13 protein-coding genes are annotated in these 15,138 nt (G+C 74.6%); 8 read left to right on the top strand and 5 right to left on the bottom strand.

Annotated features, from left to right (window positions below):
* The first annotated feature begins 150 nt into the window (after nt 1–150).
* Nucleotides 151–1,605 carry a rifampin monooxygenase gene (gene rox / locus Sdia_RS03385; RefSeq protein ID WP_100456541.1) on the top strand — a complete coding sequence of 485 codons (1,455 nt, stop codon included), beginning with the start codon at nt 151–153 and terminating at the stop codon, nt 1,603–1,605.
* A 24-nt stretch (nt 1,606–1,629) separates the two neighbouring features.
* Here the strand turns inward: rox and Sdia_RS03380 are convergent, their stop codons facing one another.
* A complete protein-coding gene (locus Sdia_RS03380; RefSeq protein WP_100456428.1) occupies nt 1,630–2,484 on the bottom strand; it encodes an alpha/beta fold hydrolase in 855 nt (284 codons plus the stop codon).
* Nucleotides 2,485–2,788: 304 nt separating this feature from the next.
* Between Sdia_RS03380 and Sdia_RS03375 the strand changes: the two genes are divergently transcribed.
* From Sdia_RS03375 to Sdia_RS03365, 3 genes are all read left to right on the top strand, one after another.
* Nucleotides 2,789–3,229, top strand: coding sequence for a helix-turn-helix domain-containing protein (locus Sdia_RS03375; RefSeq protein WP_100456426.1), 441 nt, complete (start codon nt 2,789–2,791; stop codon nt 3,227–3,229).
* 69 nt (nt 3,230–3,298) lie between these two features.
* Nucleotides 3,299–3,946, top strand: coding sequence for a hypothetical protein (locus tag Sdia_RS03370; protein WP_100456424.1), 648 nt, complete (start codon nt 3,299–3,301; stop codon nt 3,944–3,946).
* A gap of 336 nt (nt 3,947–4,282) precedes the next feature.
* Entirely contained in the window at nt 4,283–4,627 is a 345-nt protein-coding gene (locus tag Sdia_RS03365) for a DUF2516 family protein (protein WP_100456422.1), read from the top strand.
* Nucleotides 4,628–4,717: 90 nt separating this feature from the next.
* On the opposite strand, the gene Sdia_RS03360 is transcribed toward Sdia_RS03365, so the two are convergent.
* The 3 genes from Sdia_RS03360 to Sdia_RS03350 form a co-directional block, all read right to left on the bottom strand.
* Complete coding sequence (locus tag Sdia_RS03360) at nt 4,718–6,223, bottom strand: PP2C family protein-serine/threonine phosphatase (protein ID WP_100456420.1); 1,506 nt, start codon at nt 6,221–6,223, stop codon at nt 4,718–4,720.
* 232 nt (nt 6,224–6,455) lie between these two features.
* On the bottom strand, nt 6,456–7,571 hold the full coding sequence (locus Sdia_RS03355) for a C40 family peptidase (RefSeq protein WP_115067700.1): 1,116 nt from the start codon (nt 7,569–7,571) through the stop codon (nt 6,456–6,458).
* 260 nt (nt 7,572–7,831) lie between these two features.
* Nucleotides 7,832–8,641, bottom strand: coding sequence for a class I SAM-dependent methyltransferase (locus Sdia_RS03350; protein ID WP_100456416.1), 810 nt, complete (start codon nt 8,639–8,641; stop codon nt 7,832–7,834).
* Between the two features lie 334 nt (nt 8,642–8,975).
* Between Sdia_RS03350 and mshA the strand changes: the two genes are divergently transcribed.
* From mshA to Sdia_RS03335, 3 genes are all read left to right on the top strand, one after another.
* A complete protein-coding gene (mshA, locus tag Sdia_RS03345) occupies nt 8,976–10,355 on the top strand; it encodes a D-inositol-3-phosphate glycosyltransferase (RefSeq protein ID WP_100456414.1) in 1,380 nt (459 codons plus the stop codon).
* Nucleotides 10,348–10,881 (top strand): type III secretion system chaperone family protein, encoded by a 534-nt coding sequence (locus Sdia_RS03340; protein WP_100456412.1) that lies wholly within the window; start codon nt 10,348–10,350, stop codon nt 10,879–10,881. The genes mshA and Sdia_RS03340 overlap by 8 nt, the downstream gene beginning before the upstream one ends.
* A gap of 486 nt (nt 10,882–11,367) precedes the next feature.
* Nucleotides 11,368–12,579, top strand: a complete 1,212-nt coding sequence (locus tag Sdia_RS03335) for a lactonase family protein (RefSeq protein ID WP_115067701.1) — start codon at nt 11,368–11,370, stop codon at nt 12,577–12,579.
* An 85-nt stretch (nt 12,580–12,664) separates the two neighbouring features.
* On the opposite strand, the gene Sdia_RS03330 is transcribed toward Sdia_RS03335, so the two are convergent.
* Nucleotides 12,665–14,020 (bottom strand): MDR family MFS transporter, encoded by a 1,356-nt coding sequence (locus tag Sdia_RS03330; protein ID WP_229831588.1) that lies wholly within the window; start codon nt 14,018–14,020, stop codon nt 12,665–12,667.
* Nucleotides 14,021–14,155: 135 nt separating this feature from the next.
* Between Sdia_RS03330 and Sdia_RS03325 the strand changes: the two genes are divergently transcribed.
* A complete protein-coding gene (locus tag Sdia_RS03325; protein WP_100456407.1) occupies nt 14,156–14,917 on the top strand; it encodes a phosphoglyceromutase in 762 nt (253 codons plus the stop codon).
* Nucleotides 14,918–15,138: the final 221 nt, after the last annotated feature.

Here is a 15,138-nt window from a genome sequence, read left to right as displayed (position 1 = left end):
GCATCCCGCAGAATGACCCGCCAAAGCCGCTACCTGCGGAAATGACCGGAACGGGCGGGGAGAGCGATGAATGACGAGAACGGCCGTGTCGACGGTGACGACGACGGCCACCGGGGCCACGGCCTCGACGGTCTCGACGGTCTCGACGGCATGGAAGCCACCGACCCCGTCGACGTCGTCGTGGCCGGTGGCGGGCCGACCGGGCTGATGCTCGCCGCCGAGCTGCGGCTGCACGGTGTGCGCACCGTCGTGCTGGAGAGGGACCCGGAGCCCACCGGCCACTCGCGCGCCCAGGGCCTGCACGTGCGCAGTACGGAGGTGATGGACCAGCGCGGCCTGCTCGACCGCTTCCTCGCCCTCGGGCGGCAGTTCCGGGTCGGCGGCTTCTTCGCCGGCCTCGGCCCCGCCTGGCCGGAGGACCTGGACACGGCCCACTCGTACGTGCTCGCCATCCCGCAGGCCGAGACCGAGCGGCTGCTGGCCGAGCACGCCACGCGGCTCGGCGCCGAGATCCGGCGCGGCCGCGCGCTCGCCGGGCTGAGCCAGGACGAGCACGGAGTGACGGCCGAGCTGGCCGACGGCACCCGGCTGCGCTGCCGCTACCTGGTCGGCTGCGACGGCGGCCGCAGCACGGTGCGCAAGCGCCTCGGCACCCCCTTCCCCGGTGAGCCGAGCCGCGTCGACACCCTCCTCGGCGACGTCGCCCTCACCGCGTCCCCCGAGGAACTGGCCGCCGTCACCGCCGAGGTCCGCCGGACGCACGTGCGGTACGGGGCGATGCCGCTGGGAGAGGGCCGGTACCGGGTGATCGTCCCGGCCGGGGGCGTCAGCGAGGACCGCGCCACCCCGCCCGGTCTGGACGAACTGCGCGAGCGGCTACGGGAGGTCGGCGGCACCGACTTCGGCGCCCACGACCCGCGCTGGATCTCCCGCTTCGGGGACGCCACCCGGCAGGCCGAGCGGTACCGGACCGGCCGGGTGCTGCTGGCCGGCGACGCGGCGCACATCCACCCGCCCACCGGCGGGCAGGGCCTCAACCTCGGGATCCAGGACGCCTTCAACCTCGGCTGGAAACTGGCCGCCGAGGTGAACGGCTGGGCCCCCGGCACCCTCCTCGACAGCTACCACGCCGAACGCCATCCGGTGGGCGCCGCCGTCCTGGAGAACACCCGGGCGCAGACGGAGCTGATGAACCCGGGCCCCGGCCCGCGCGCCCTGCGCGGGCTGCTGGCCGAACTCATGGAGTTCGAGGAGGTCAACCGCCACCTCATCGAGAAGATCACCGCCATCGCCGTCCGCTACGACCTCGGCGGCGGCCACCCCCTGACCGGCCGCCGCCTGCGCGACGTACGGCTGGGCCGAGGGCGCCTCTACGAGCTGACGCGCACCGGACGCGGCCTGCTCCTCGACCAGACCGGCCGGCTCTCCGCGCGGGGCTGGTCCGACCGGGTCGACCACGTCGTCGACACGAGCCCGGAACTGGACGGACTGGCCGTCCCCGCCGCCCTGTTGCGCCCCGACGGGCACGTCGCGTGGGCCGGGGACGACCAGGGGGAGCTGGCGGACGCGCTCACCCGGTGGTTCGGGGAGCCGTCGGCCGGGTGAGCCGGGCGCCCGGCCGGACTTCGGTCAGTCGGCCACGAGCCCCGCGAGCACGGCGGCGGCCGGGCCCGGGTGGACGAGCCAGCGCAGGTGGCTGCCCGCGAGCGTGTGCACGTCGAAGGGGTTGTCGGGGGTGAGCGCGTCGGCCTCGCGGATCATCCGGTCCTGGACGGCGGGCGGCATACTGGCGTCGGCGTCCAGGCGTACGTACGTGTGCGGTACGCGGCCCCAGGTGGCGGCCTGGACGCGGTCGGCGTCGGTGCCGACGTCCAGGTTCTCGTCGGGCTGGAAGGTGTTGAGGAAGGTCCGGAACTCGTCGTCGGTCAGATCGGCGGCGAACGCCTCCTTGAACGCGGTGAGCGCCGCCGGGTCCGCCGTGCGGAAGTTGGTGCGCAGCAGGCCGAGTTCGGCCGGGTTGCCGAGGAGCGAGGAGGCGAAGGCGGTCGGGTCGACCTCGGCCATCTCGGGTTCGGCGTAGTAGTCGCCCAGGTTCAGGTCGACCGCACACCAGGCGGAGACGTAGACGAGGCGGTCGACCAGGTCGGGGCGGGCGTTGGCGACGGCGGTGATCGTGGCGCCGCCCCGGCTGTGGCCGACCAGGACGGTGGGTCCGTTCCGGCCGGCCCGCTCCAGGACCTCGATCACCCGGGCGGCGTTGTCGGCGAGCGTGACGCCCTTGATGGCGCCGGGCTCGGTGGCGAGCGCCGTGAAGTCCTGCGGGGCCTGGTAGGCGGCGGGGAAGGTCGCCTCGAACCCGTGGCCCGGCAGGTCCACCGCGACCGACCGGTGCCCGAGCAGGCCCAGTTCGGCCTGGAGCGGGGCGAAGGAGAACGAGTTGGCGAAGGCGCCGTGGACGAGGATGAACGTCGGTGCGTTGGGCATACCCCACCCTCCAACGCCGTGACCCGGGCTGCAACCCCCCTCGGCCACCACGGCAGTTCAGCAACAGGGAGATCCGCTGGGCGCGGCACGGCTCCGCTCCCGGCGGCACGGCTGACGAGTGTTTCGCCCGTCCACGGCCGGCTCCACCCCGACCCGCGGTGCTCCGTCGCGCCGCACCGGACCCGCGTCGTCCTGCCGTCCCTCCCGGCCGGGAGGGACGGGGGAGGGGGTGCCGTCGAGGCGTCCGCCACTTTTGCAAGCGCCGCGCTTGCAGAAGTTAGCGCGGTGGGCCATGGTGGGGCGTATGGCATCGCTCAACGTCGGTGGTCTCGGGGAGTACCTGCGCGAGCAGCGGCGCAGCGCGCAGCTGTCGCTGCGGCAGCTCGCCGACGCCGCCGGGGTGTCCAACCCGTACCTGAGTCAGATCGAGCGCGGGCTGCGCAAGCCGAGCGCGGACATCCTCCAGCAGATCGCCAAGGCGCTGCGGATCTCCGCCGAGACGTTGTACGTACGGGCGGGCATGCTCGACGAGCGGGACCGCGGCGAGGTGGAGACGCGCGGCGTCATCCTCGCCGACCCGACGCTCGACGAGCGGCAGAAGCAGGTACTGCTCCAGATCTACGAGTCGTTCCGCAAGGAGAACGGCTACGGGGTCGACGATGGGCCCGCCGACGCCCGCGGGGCCGAAGGCGGCGAGCCCTCCGCCGGACGCGAGGGGCCCGCCGGTGCGGCGGAAGCCTCGTGACGCCTGCCGGGCACGGCGCGCGGCAGGCTCCAGACCCTCGAACGACGCATGACCGGGAGGAACACGTTCATGGCCATCACCGACGACCTGCGCAAGACCCTGAGTGAGTCGCGTCCCCTGTACTTCGCGGCCGGTACCGCCGACCTCGCCGTGCAGCAGGCGCGCAAGGTGCCGGAGCTGATCGAGCAGCTCAGGGCCGAGGCCCCCGAGCGCATCGAAGCCGTGCGCAACACCGACCCGAAGGCCGTGCAGGACAAGGCCGCCGCCCGCGCCAAGGAGGCGCAGGAGGCCGTCCAGACCAAGGTCAACGAGGTCTTCGCCTCGCTCGACACCGACCTGCGGAAGCTGGGCGAGAGCGCCCAGGAGCTGGCGCTGCGCTCCGTGGGCGTCGCCGCCGAGTACGCCGTGAAGGCCAAGGAGGCGTACGACAAGGTCGCCGACCACGGTGAGCAGGCGGTGCGGACCTGGCGCGGCGAGAGTGCCGACGGGGTCGTCCAGGTGGCCGAGCTGGTCGACGAGGCCGCCGACAGCGTGGTGGACGTGGCCGAGAAGGTCGAGCCGGCTCCGGCCGGGCCGGCCGCCTCCGGGGCGGCCTCGACGGGGAAGGGCACCGAGGCCGCCGCCAGGAAGCCCGTCGCCCCGAAGAAGCCGGTGGCGCCGAAGAAGGCTCCCGCCCGCAAGCCGGCCGCCCGTAGGAGCACGCCGTCCGACGGCTGATCCCCGGCTGATCCGGCCGTCGAGGAGCCGGAACGGCCCGTGCGGTCACCGGGTGGCGGGGGTCCGGGCGGGGACAGGCGTACCCGTGCGGAGCTCCGCGCCGGCGGGCCCGGACCGCGAGCGGTGACGGGCGTTGCGGACTCTGTGGCGTATCGCTCACGAGATCGGGCACGGGTTCTGGTGCTGAGGGCGTTGGCCACGGTGCGGGCGCGTGCGTACCGGACGGTGCTTCCGGCGTCTGTCCGGGACACTGGGGAAGGGGTCCGGCGTGGAGCCGGGCGACCGCCCGCCGTGGTGTCCGCGGTGCCGTGCATGTCGAAACTGGTGGTGGAGAGAGTGTTGATACAGGGATTCAACAGCCTGCTGGGGCTGCTGCAACTGGCGTTCAGCGCCTTTGCCGCCTTCGCGTTCATCGACGCGCTGACCCGCCGGGAGGACGCTTTCCGGGCCGCCTCCAAGCAGTCCAAGCCGTTCTGGCTGATCCTTCTCGGGATCGCCCTGGCCGTGAGCCTGCTGTTCCCGCTCATGTCGCTGCTGCCGATCATCGGCCTCATCGCGGTGATCGTGTACACGGTGGACGTCCGGCCGGCCGTCCGCGAGATCTCCGGCGGCCCCCGGCGCGGCCCGGGGCGCGGGTCGAGCAGCGACGGTCCCTACGGGCCGTACAACGGCGGCCGCTGACGGCGAGCGGCCCGCGACGGGACGGTGAGAGGCCGGGACCCCTTCGGGCGGTCCCGGCCTCTCACCGTCCCGTCGCGGTGGCAAGGTGGCTCAGCGGGTGGTCGGCACCATCCGGTCCAGGAGGAGGACGGCCACGTCGTCGGTCAGCTCGCCGCCGTTGAGGGCGCGGACCTCGGTCATGGCGGCATCCAGCAGGGCGTCCCCGCGCAGCCCCTCCGCGAGCAGGTCGCGGACGAGGGAGACCATGCCGTCCTGGCCCAGACGCTGGTTGCCCGCGCCGACGCGGCCCTCGATCAGGCCGTCGGTGTAGAGCATCAGGCTCCAGGAGCGGCCCAGCTCCACCTGCCGCCGGGGCCAGCGCGCCCGCGGCAGCAGGCCGAGCGCGGGACCGTTGTCGTCGTACGGCAGGAGTTCGGCGAGGTGGCCCTGGCGGGCGATGAGCGGGGACGGGTGCCCGGCGAGGCAGAGCCCGGCCGAGCGGCCGTCCGGCGAGATGTCGACCGTGCACAGGGTCGCGAAGATCTCGTCGTCCGGGCGCTCGTTCTCCAGCACCCTCTGGAGAGTGGAGAGCAGCTCGTCGCCGCAGAGCCCGGCGAAGGTCAGTGCGCGCCAGGCGATGCGCAGCTCCACGCCGAGCGCAGCCTCGTCCGGACCGTGGCCGCAGACGTCGCCGATCATCGCGTGCACCGTGCCGTCGGCGGTGCGCACCGTGTCGTAGAAGTCCCCGCCGAGCAGGGCGCGGGAGCGGCCCGGCCGGTAGCGGGCGGCGAAGCGCAGCGGCGCGCCCTCCAGCAGCGGGGTGGGCAGCAGGCCGCGCTCCAGGCGGGCGTTCTCCTGGGCGCGCAGCCGGGACTCGGTGAGCTGCCGCTGGGCCTGGTCGGCCCGCTTGCGTTCCACGGCGTAGCGGACGGCGCGGCTCAGGAGCCGGCCGTCCAGCTCGTCCCGGTACAGGAAGTCCTGGGCGCCGACGCGTACCGCCTCCGGGCCGCGCGCGCTGTTCTCGGCGCCGGTCAGCGCGAGGACCGCGTGGCGGGGCGCCAGGCGCAGGACGTGCCGGAGCACCGCCAGCTCGTCCCCGGCCCCCTCCGGCTCGCCGCCGCGCGCGCCGGGGGCGGGCAGGGCGAGGTCCAGCAGGATGCAGTGGACGTCGTCGGTGAGCAGCCGCTCGGCCTCGGTGAGGTTGCGGGCGGTGCGGACCCGGACCGTCAGCTCGGCCGAGTCCAGCAGCGACGGGATGGCGAACGAGCCCGCCGGGTCGTCCTCGATCACCAGCAGGGTGAGCGCCGTCGACGTCGCGGGTCCGGAGCCGGCCGAGCCGGCCGCGACCCTGGCCAGTGCCTCCGCCGCCTCGGCGGCCGTGGGGGCCGCCGGGCCGGAGGCGGCGCCGGCGTCGGTGCCGTCCGTGGCCCCCTGGTGGCCGGCGGGCCCGTCAACGGGCCCGGTGACGGTGTCGGTGGCGTCGGTGCTGCCGGGAGCGGTGCCCCGGGTGACCTCGGTGGGCGAGCCCGCGGGCGGGTCCGTCCGTGGTGCGGCGCCCCCGTCGTGACCGTTCTCCACGGCGGGGATGACTCTCTGCCGCGGTATGGGTACGGGCATCGTCTTGGTTTCCTTCCCTCCCCCCGAGGGCGCGACGGGGCGACGTGCGACGCCCTGTCCGACGGGGACCATAGCGGTTGGCGACCCCTCAACGGAATGCCACGACGTGCATGGCCAGGGTCATATGCCGAGGCCGGAAAGGGAATTGGGTGCGTTTGCGGGGGGAGGGCTGATGACGAAGCTCACCCCGGCGCGAGGGCGCGGGTGACCTGGCCCACCCGCGCCCCGGCGCTCACGCGTCCGGCCGGACCACCCCGAGGATCGTCATCGTCCCGGCGCCCGCCAGGGTGATGTCCCGGCCCGGCCGGGGGGCGTGCACGATGGTGCCGTCGCCCACGTACATGCCGACGTGGCTGGCGTCGTCGTGGTAGATGATCAGGTCGCCCGGGCGCATCTCGCGGATGGGGACGCGCTCCAACTGGCGCCACTGCTCCTGCGAGGTGCGGGGGATGGCGACGCCGGCGGCCGCCCACGCCTGGGAGGTCAGGCCGGAGCAGTCGTAGGAGTCGGGGCCCTCGGCGCCCCAGGCGTACGGCTTGCCGATCTGGTCCGCCGCGTACTCCAGGGCCTTCCTGCCCGCCGCCGAGGCCTTGCCGGAGATCGCGTCGAGAATGCCGGAGTCCAGCCAGACGCTCTGGGCCTTGCGCTGCGCCTCCCGCTCCAGCTTCCGCAGCCGCTCGCGCTCCTCGGCGGCCAGCCGGGACTCCAGCTCCTCGGCCGCCTTGATCTGCTTCTTTATCTCCTTCTTGGCCTTCGCCCTGCTCTTGCGGTGCTGCTCCAGCTTCTTCCACTCGGCGGAGGCGGCGGCGCGGTCCTGCTCCAGCTTCTCCTGGGTGGTCCGCAACTGGGCCATCAGGCCCTTCGCGGCGTGCTGGCCGCGCTGGAGGCGGTTGGCGTGGTCCAGGAAGAGGCGGGGGTCGTCGGTGAGGAGGAACTGCGCGCCCTCGGGGATGCCACCGCCGCGGTACTGCTCGCGGGCGGTCGCGCCGGCCTGGTGGCGGAGCAGTTCGAGACGGTCCTCGCCCGCGGCGATGGCGCGGCCGAGACGGTCGACCTTCTTGGACTGGCGCTTCGCCTTCTCCTCGGCGGCGTTGTACGCGTCGGTGGCGACGGAGGCCCGGTGGTACAGCTTCTCGATCTTCTTGCGCACCTCTTCGAGGGGGGCCGGAGTCGCTGCCTGGTCCTCGCCGGCCTCCCCCGCGGGGCTGCCGGGAGCGCCCGGCGCGGCCGGTGCCGAGGTGGTGGGGGCCGGTTCCGGCGCGGCGTGGGCCGTGCCCGCCGAGGCCAGTCCGCCGACGCAGGTGATGCCGCACACCAGTGCCACCGCGGCAAGGGTCGTCCTTCGCATGCTGGTCACTCTCCGCCCCCACGACGTTATTTCCCGTCAGTAACATCGGGGATGCTGCCATGCCGGGCACCGATACGACAGACCCGACACCGGCCCGGCTCAGGCGGCATCCCCGCCGCACGCGTCACTTTGCCCGCCCTTCGGCGGCTTCGGGGGAAAAGGCCCCACAGGTCGTTCGGCACTTCCGGGGACGGACACCGGTTTTCCACCCCTGTGGGGGACGGTCGGACGGGTCCCGAGCGGTGGGTGGCCGACCCGTCTCACCGCCCGGGCGCCAGTGCTCCCCACGCCACCGTGACCTCTCCCTGCCGCCACCGCGCGGGCCCGTCCAGCACCGGCCAGTCGGTGGCCAGGTCGCGCACCGCCCGCTGCCAGCGCTGGCGGGCCCCGTAGGAGGCGTACGGCGCGGCCGCCGCCCAGGCGCGGTCGAAGTCGCGGAGGAAGGCGTGCACGGGCTCGCCCGGCACGTTCCGGTGGATCAGCGCCTTCGGGAGGCGTTCGGCCAGGTCCGAGGGGCGGCCCAGGGAGCCGAGGCGGGTCGCGAAGGTCACCGTGCGGGGGCCGTCGGGGCCCAGCGCCACCCAGACGTGGCGGCGGCCGACCTCGTCGCAGGTGCCCTCGACGAGCAGCCCGCCGCCGAGGCCGTCCGGGCCGGACGGTGCGAGGCGGGCGGTCAGCCGTTCCCAGACGGCCCGCACCTCGTCCTCGTCGTACTGGCGCAGCACGTTGGCGGCCCGGACCAGGTGGGGGCGGCCGGGTACGGGCAGCTCGAAGCCGCCCCGGACGAAGGTGAGGCCCTCGCGGGCGTGCGGGCGGGCCGCGGCGACCCTCGCGGGGTCGATCTCGACGCCGGTCACCTCGACGGCCGGGGCCACGGTGCGCAGCCGCGCCAGCAGCTCCACGGCGGTCCACGGGGCGTGCCCGTACCCGAGATCCACCGCCAGCGGGTGCTCGGCCCTGCGCAGGGCGGCACCGTGCACGGCCGCGATCCACCGGTCCATGCGGCGCAGACGGTTCGGGTTGGTGGTCCCCCTGGTCGCGGTTCCCACGGGGCGCGAGGGGGTCGGCATGGTTCCGAGTATGGCCGCAGGGGGCGGCGGAGCCGCGCGGGGGCCCGGCCCGCCGGCCGGTCGACGCCCTCCCGGCGGCCGCTCCCGGCCCGGCCGCCCCGGAGTCCGGGCGGCGCGCGGGGCCGGCCCGCCCCGGCCGGAGCGGGGCCGGCCCCGCAGGACACCCCGGAACAGCCCGTCCCCGGTCGCCCCGGGCCCGCCCGTGACGTCCCCCGTAACGTTTGGGCAAAGCGGGAAGCCCTCGGCGCCCACGACTGTTTCCCCCCTCGGGCACGAGCGTGCCCCGACGGACCCCGCCGGCCGAGGCGGGGCGCAGCCAGGAGGAGACCGCCAGGTGACCCAGTACGTGTCCCGGCTCTCGCGCCGCGCCGCCCAGCCGAGGCTGCGGCTGCCCGGAGGGGGCCGCAGGCCCCGACGGGTGGCGATGCTGAGCGTGCACACCTCCCCGCTGCACCAGCCGGGAACCGGCGACGCCGGCGGCATGAACGTCTACATCGTGGAGCTGGCGAAGCGGCTCGCCGCCATCAACGTCGAGGTGGAGATCTTCACCCGCGCCACCACCGGCACCCTGCCGCCCACCGTCGAACTGGCCCCCGGCGTCCTCGTCCGGCACGTCGACGCGGGCCCGTACGAGGGCCTCGCCAAGGAGGAGCTGCCCGCGCAGCTCTGCGCCTTCACCCACGGCGTGATGCAGGCGTGGGCGGGTCACCGCCCCGGCCACTACGACCTGGTCCACTCCCACTACTGGCTCTCCGGCCACGTCGGCTGGCTGGCCGCCCAGCGCTGGGGCGTCCCCCTGGTGCACGCCATGCACACCATGGCCAAGGTCAAGAACGCCGCGCTCGCCGAGGGCGACACCCCCGAACCGGCCGCCCGCGTCATCGGTGAGACCCAGGTCGTCGACGCCGCCGACCGCCTCATAGCCAACACCTCCGGCGAGGCCGACGAGCTGATCCGCCACTACGCCGCCGACCCGGGCAAGGTCGCGGTCGTCCACCCGGGCGTCAACCTCGACCTGTTCCGCGTCGACGCCGACCGCCCCGGCCTCGCGGACCCCCGCGCCGTCCCCGAGTCGCGGGCCGCCGCCCGGCACCGGCTCGGGCTGCCGCAGGACGCGCTCGTGCCGCTCTTCGCCGGCCGCATCCAGCCGCTGAAGGCGCCGGACGTGCTGCTGCGCGCCGTCGCCGTGCTGCTGGAGGAGCGGCCCGACCTGCGGTCACGGCTGGTCGTGCCGGTGGTCGGCGGCCCTTCGGGCAGCGGCATGGCCCAACCGGAGCGGCTCCAGAAGCTGGCGGCGCGGCTCGGCATCTGCGACGTGGTGTGGTTCCGGCCGCCGGTCGGGCAGGAGCAGCTCGCCGACTGGTTCCGGGCGGCCTCGCTGCTGGTGATGCCCTCGTACAGCGAGTCGTTCGGCCTGGTCGCCATCGAGGCGCAGGCCACCGGCACCCCGGTGCTGGCGGCCCGGGTCGGCGGCCTGCCCGTCGCCGTACGCGACGAGGTGACCGGCTTCCTCGTCGACGGCCACGACCCGGCCGACTACGCCCGCCGCCTCGCCCGCTTCGCCGACGACCCGTCACTCGCCGACCGGATGGGCGCGGCCGCGGCCCGGCACGCCCAGTCGTTCGGCTGGGACACCGCCGCCTCGGGCACGGCGGACGTCTACACGGCCGCCGTGCAGGAGCACCGCCGTCACGTACGCTCGCACCATGGCTGACACCCCGTCCCACCAGGCCCGCGAGACCCCGGACGCGTCCGCCCACCGGCGGGTCCTCCAGGGCGCGTTCGACAGTGCCGAGCTGGAGTGGGAGAGCCCGCGGCCCGGCCACTACGTCGTCAAGCTGCCCGGCAGCCGCAAACTGTGGACGACCGTCTCGTTCATCCTCGGCGGGCACTCGCTCTCGGTGAACGCCTTCGTCGTCCGCCGCCCCGACGAGAACCACGAGGCCGTCCACCGCTGGCTCCTGGAGAAGAACCTCAAGCTGTACGGCGTCGGCTACGCCGTCGACTCCCTCGGCGACGTCTACCTCGCCGGCAAGCTCCCGCTGGCCGCCGTCACCCCCGAGGAGGTCGACCGGCTCCTCGGCACCGTCCTCGAAGCCTCCGACGGCGCCTTCAACACCCTGCTGGAGCTGGGCTTCGCCACCGCCATCCGCAAGGAGTACGAGTGGCGCGTCTCCCGCGGCGAGTCCACCCGGAACCTGGAGGCGTTCCAGCACCTCATCGAGCGCGGCCCGCGCTGAACCGGGGGCGGCCCGTCACGCGGCCGTGACCGGGGACCGCACGGCGAGGCGGCGGACCGGCACGGCCCGCGCCGGCACCGCCCGCCCCCGGGGAGCCGGCCACAGCCCCCGCGCCCCCGTCGGCCCGAGCCCGCCTTCCGCCGCGGCAGCGGTGCCTCGGCGCGGTACGACCGGCACCCGGCGCGGGCCAGGTCCGCCGCGCACCACCGGGCGGCCGCGCCACGGACACCCGGGGCGCGAAGCCGCCCCGCCGCCGGCCGCGCGCCCGCGTCACCCGACAGGCTCAATCGCCCGACCCGGCGTCCGCGCCCCTCCCGTCACCCGGTCGCCCGTGCGGCGCCCCGCGTCCGCCCAGGCCGCGGGGGCGCGGGACGGCCCGTCCAGGCAGCCGATCGAGTGGCGGGTCACCGGGGGCGTACCGAGGGTGAGGGCAGGTCCGGCCGCCCGGCGGGACCGTCCAGTCGGCCCTGTAGGAAAGGACGACCGATGTTCCGTCCCACCAGCAAGCCCGCCCGTGCGGCGGCCAAGGCGGCCGCCGTCTCCCTCTCCGCCGTGACCGCCTGCGCCGCGACACCGGCCACCCTCGCCTCGGCCGCTCCCGCGCCCGTCGGCACGGTGGCGCGGCAGCCCGTGCCCGGCGAGGAGACCGAGGCGGGCACCGCCGGGCCGCACGACGTCGTCTTCGTGCAGACCTCGGGGGAGAAGGGCAACCAGGTCGTCGCCTACACCCGGACCACCGACGGCACCCTGCGTGAACAGGGCAGCTACGAGACGCGCGGCGAGGGCGGCCGCCTGCGCGGCGCCGAGGCCGACGGCCACCAGGCGTCCCAGGGCTCCCTCGCGTACGACCCGCGGGAGGGCATCCTCATCGCCGCCAACTCCGGCAGCGGCACCGTCTCGGTCTTCGAGGTCGACGGCGCGAAGCTGACCCTCCGCCAGGTCACCCCGTCCGGCGGCGGATTCCCCGCGAGCATCGCCGTGCACGACGGCGTCGCGTACGTCCTCAACGCCGGAACCGGCGGCTCCGTCCAGGGCTTCACCATCGACGGCCCCCGCCTGGAGCCGATCGCGGGCAGCCGCCGCGAACTCGGCCTCTCCACCGACCGCGGGCCGCTCCAGTACACCCGCACCCCCGGCCAGGTCGGCTTCACCGACGACGGCTCCCGCCTGGTCGTCACCACCAAGGCCAACGGCTCCCTCCAGGTCTTCGACGTGGACGACGACGGGCTGCTCTCCGCCGAACCGGTCACCAACGACCTCGCGCCGAGCGCCCCCTTCGCCTTCACCACCGGCGAGGACGGCCGCCTGGTCGTCGCCGACGCCACCAACGCCGTCGACACCTTCACCCTGTGGAAGGACGACACCGTACGGCGCGTCGACACCGCCGACACCGGCGAGATGGGCACCGGCCGCATCGCCCGCAACGGCGGCACCGTGTACGTCTCCCACGCCGGCAGCGACGCCCTCACCGCCTACCAGGTCGACGCCTCCGGCCGCCTCACCTCGCTCGGCCGCACCGCCACCGGCGCCGGCCCCACCGACCTGGCGGTCTCCCCGGCGGGCGACTACCTCTACGTCCAGACCAGCGAGAACGGCGGCGTCGAGACCTACCGCATCGGCCCCGACGGCGGTCTGACCAGGACCGGCACGACCACCGTGCCGGACGCGGTCGGCGGCGAGGGGATCGTGGCGCCCTGACCGGACGCCCGCACCCCGAGCCCTGCTCCGACGCCCGGCCGCCCCGCCCCCGCCCGCCCGGACCTCCGCGCGCGGGGCGCGTCGCTCACACCGCCTTGCGCAGCGCGTCCTGCTCCCGCTCCCCGTCCGGCCGCGGTGTCGCCGGCTCCACCGCCGGCTCGGGGGCCGGCGGGACCGAGCCGGTCGCGGCGGGCGTGGTCCGGCTCTCCTCGCCGAGCCCCCGGACGAGCAGCCAGTACCCGCCGGCCGCGACCGTCCCGATGACGGCGCAGGCGCCCCACAGCCAGGCCGCGCCCCACCGGTCCAGGACGACGCCGGACATCAGCGGCGCCACCATCGCCGCGACCGCCCAGGACAGCGTGTACATGCCCTGGTAGCGGCCGCGTCCGTGGACCGGGGAGAGGCGGACGACCAGGCTGGTCTGGGTCGGCGCGTTGATGATCTCGGCGAGGGTCCAGACGCAGACGGTCAGCGCGAAGACCCCGACCGACCCGGCGAAGGCGGTCAGCCCGAAGCCGTACCCGGCGAGCAGCGTGGAGAGCGTCAGCAGCCGTCCCGCGTCCCGGTGCTCGATGAACCGCGTGACGGGGATCTGGAGCGCCACGATCAGCACGCCGTTCACCGCGATGACCAGGCCGTAGTCGGCCGGACTGAACCCCTCGCGGCCCATCGCCACCGGCAGCCCCACCGCCCCCTGCTGGAAGAGAAGCGCGGCCAGGAACGACAGCCCGACCACGCCCATGAACCGCCCGTCGCGCAAGACCGTCACCAGGCTCACCGCGTCCTCGGCGCCCTGCTCCTGCGCCGACCGCTCGGGCCGGGACTCCGGCAGCTTGACGAAGACGAGGATCGCGCAGGTCAGCGTCATCACCGCCTCGCCGAGGAACCCGGCGAGGTAGCTGTACTGCGCGATGAACCCGGCCGCCATCGCCGACACGGCGAAGCCGAGGTTGATGGCCCAGTAGTTGAGCGAGAAGGCCCGCACCCGGTCCTCGGGCCGCACGATGTCGGCCATCATCGCCTGCACCGCGGGACGGCTCGCGTTCATCGAGGCGCCGACCAGGAAGGCGACGGCGGCGATCGCCACCGGGTGCGTCATGAAACCGAGCAGCGCCACCGACAGGGCCGTCGACACCTGCGCGACGAGCATCGTGGGCCGTCGGCCGAGCCGGTCCGTCAGCACCCCCGCGACCAGCGAGGAGACCACCCCGCCGAGCCCGTGCAGAGCCGCGACGAGGCCCGCGTACGAGGCCGAGTGCCCGCGCTCCAGCGTCAGGTACAGCGCCATGAAGGTGGCGACGAACCCGCCCAGCCGGTTGACGAGCGTGCTCGTCCACAGCCACCAGAACTCCCGGGGCAGTCCCGAGACGCTGCGCCGCACGGCGGTGCGGACCGCCCGGGGGAGGAGCGAGGAAGGCGACGGCAGGGACGGCACGGGCATGATCGCGGCTCCGCGTACGGTAAGCGGTGAAAGAGGTCAGCGCATATTACGTCTGGCGCCACCCCGCCTGCCATCGCTTTTCACCCAGTGGTCCGCGCGCGCCCGCCCCCCTGAGCTTGGATTACGCTCGGGCCCATGGCCGACGCACCGTACAAGCTGATCCTCCTCCGCCACGGCGAGAGCGAGTGGAACGCGAAGAACCTGTTCACCGGCTGGGTGGACGTCAACCTCACCGAGAAGGGCGAGAAGGAGGCTGTACGCGGCGGCGAGCTGCTGGCGGCCGCCGGGCTCCTCCCCGACGTCGTACACACCTCGCTCCAGAAGCGCGCCATCCGCACGGCGCAGCTCGCCCTGGAGTCCGCCGACCGCCTCTGGATCCCCGTCCACCGCTCCTGGCGGCTGAACGAGCGCCACTACGGCGCCCTCCAGGGCAAGGACAAGGCACAGACCCTCGAGGAGTTCGGCGAGGAGCAGTTCATGCTCTGGCGCCGCTCCTTCGACACCCCGCCCCCGCCGCTGGCCCCCGACGCCGAGTGGTCCCAGTTCCACGACCCGCGCTACGCGGTCATCCCCCCGGAGGCCCGCCCCCGCACGGAGGCCCTCCTCCAGGTCGTCGAGCGGATGCTCCCGTACTGGTACGACGCGATCGTCCCCGATCTCCTCGAAGACCGCACGGTCCTCGTCGCCGCCCACGGCAACAGCCTCCGCGCCCTGGTCAAGCACCTCGACCAGGTCTCCGACGCCGACATCCCGGGCCTCAACATCCCGACGGGCATCCCGCTCTCGTACGAACTGGACGAGAACTTCCGCCCCCTCAACCCCGGCGGCACCTACCTGGACCCGGAGGCGGCCGCGGCCGCCATCGAGGCTGTGAAGAACCAGGGCAAGAAGAAGTAGGCGGCAGCGCTCAGGCCCTCGTCCCCGGAGTCTTCGGGGGCGGGGGCCTGATGCTTGGGCGAGGTGGTTTCCGGGAGCGGGCGTGGCAGGTCCGGTGCGTCCCGGGGCCGGCCGCGTTGCTCGGGCGGGTGAAGCGGGGGCCCGGGCGGACACCGGCGTGGAGTCGCTACAACCTCCTGCGCTCCCGCCCGGTCAGACTGACCAGAAACGCCCGTGGGCGC

This window comes from Streptomyces diastaticus subsp. diastaticus, from assembly GCF_011170125.1.
Lineage (GTDB): Bacteria > Actinomycetota > Actinomycetes > Streptomycetales > Streptomycetaceae > Streptomyces > Streptomyces diastaticus.
This window is presented reverse-complemented; position numbering and strand designations above follow the sequence as displayed.

Bases quoted from the DNA above. Each gene is read 5' to 3' on its own strand.
- rox (WP_100456541.1), top strand. From the start codon at position 151: ATGGAAGCCACCGACCCCGTCGACGTCGTCGTGGCCGGTGGCGGGCCG.
- Sdia_RS03380 (WP_100456428.1), bottom strand. From the start codon at position 2,484: ATGCCCAACGCACCGACGTTCATCCTCGTCCACGGCGCCTTCGCCAAC.
- Sdia_RS03375 (WP_100456426.1), top strand. From the start codon at position 2,789: ATGGCATCGCTCAACGTCGGTGGTCTCGGGGAGTACCTGCGCGAGCAG.
- Sdia_RS03370 (WP_100456424.1), top strand. From the start codon at position 3,299: ATGGCCATCACCGACGACCTGCGCAAGACCCTGAGTGAGTCGCGTCCC.
- Sdia_RS03360 (WP_100456420.1), bottom strand. From the start codon at position 6,223: ATGCCCGTACCCATACCGCGGCAGAGAGTCATCCCCGCCGTGGAGAAC.
- Sdia_RS03355 (WP_115067700.1), bottom strand. From the start codon at position 7,571: ATGCGAAGGACGACCCTTGCCGCGGTGGCACTGGTGTGCGGCATCACC.
- Sdia_RS03350 (WP_100456416.1), bottom strand. From the start codon at position 8,641: ATGCCGACCCCCTCGCGCCCCGTGGGAACCGCGACCAGGGGGACCACC.
- Sdia_RS03340 (WP_100456412.1), top strand. From the start codon at position 10,348: ATGGCTGACACCCCGTCCCACCAGGCCCGCGAGACCCCGGACGCGTCC.
- Sdia_RS03335 (WP_115067701.1), top strand. From the start codon at position 11,368: ATGTTCCGTCCCACCAGCAAGCCCGCCCGTGCGGCGGCCAAGGCGGCC.
- Sdia_RS03330 (WP_229831588.1), bottom strand. From the start codon at position 14,020: ATGCCCGTGCCGTCCCTGCCGTCGCCTTCCTCGCTCCTCCCCCGGGCG.
- Sdia_RS03325 (WP_100456407.1), top strand. From the start codon at position 14,156: ATGGCCGACGCACCGTACAAGCTGATCCTCCTCCGCCACGGCGAGAGC.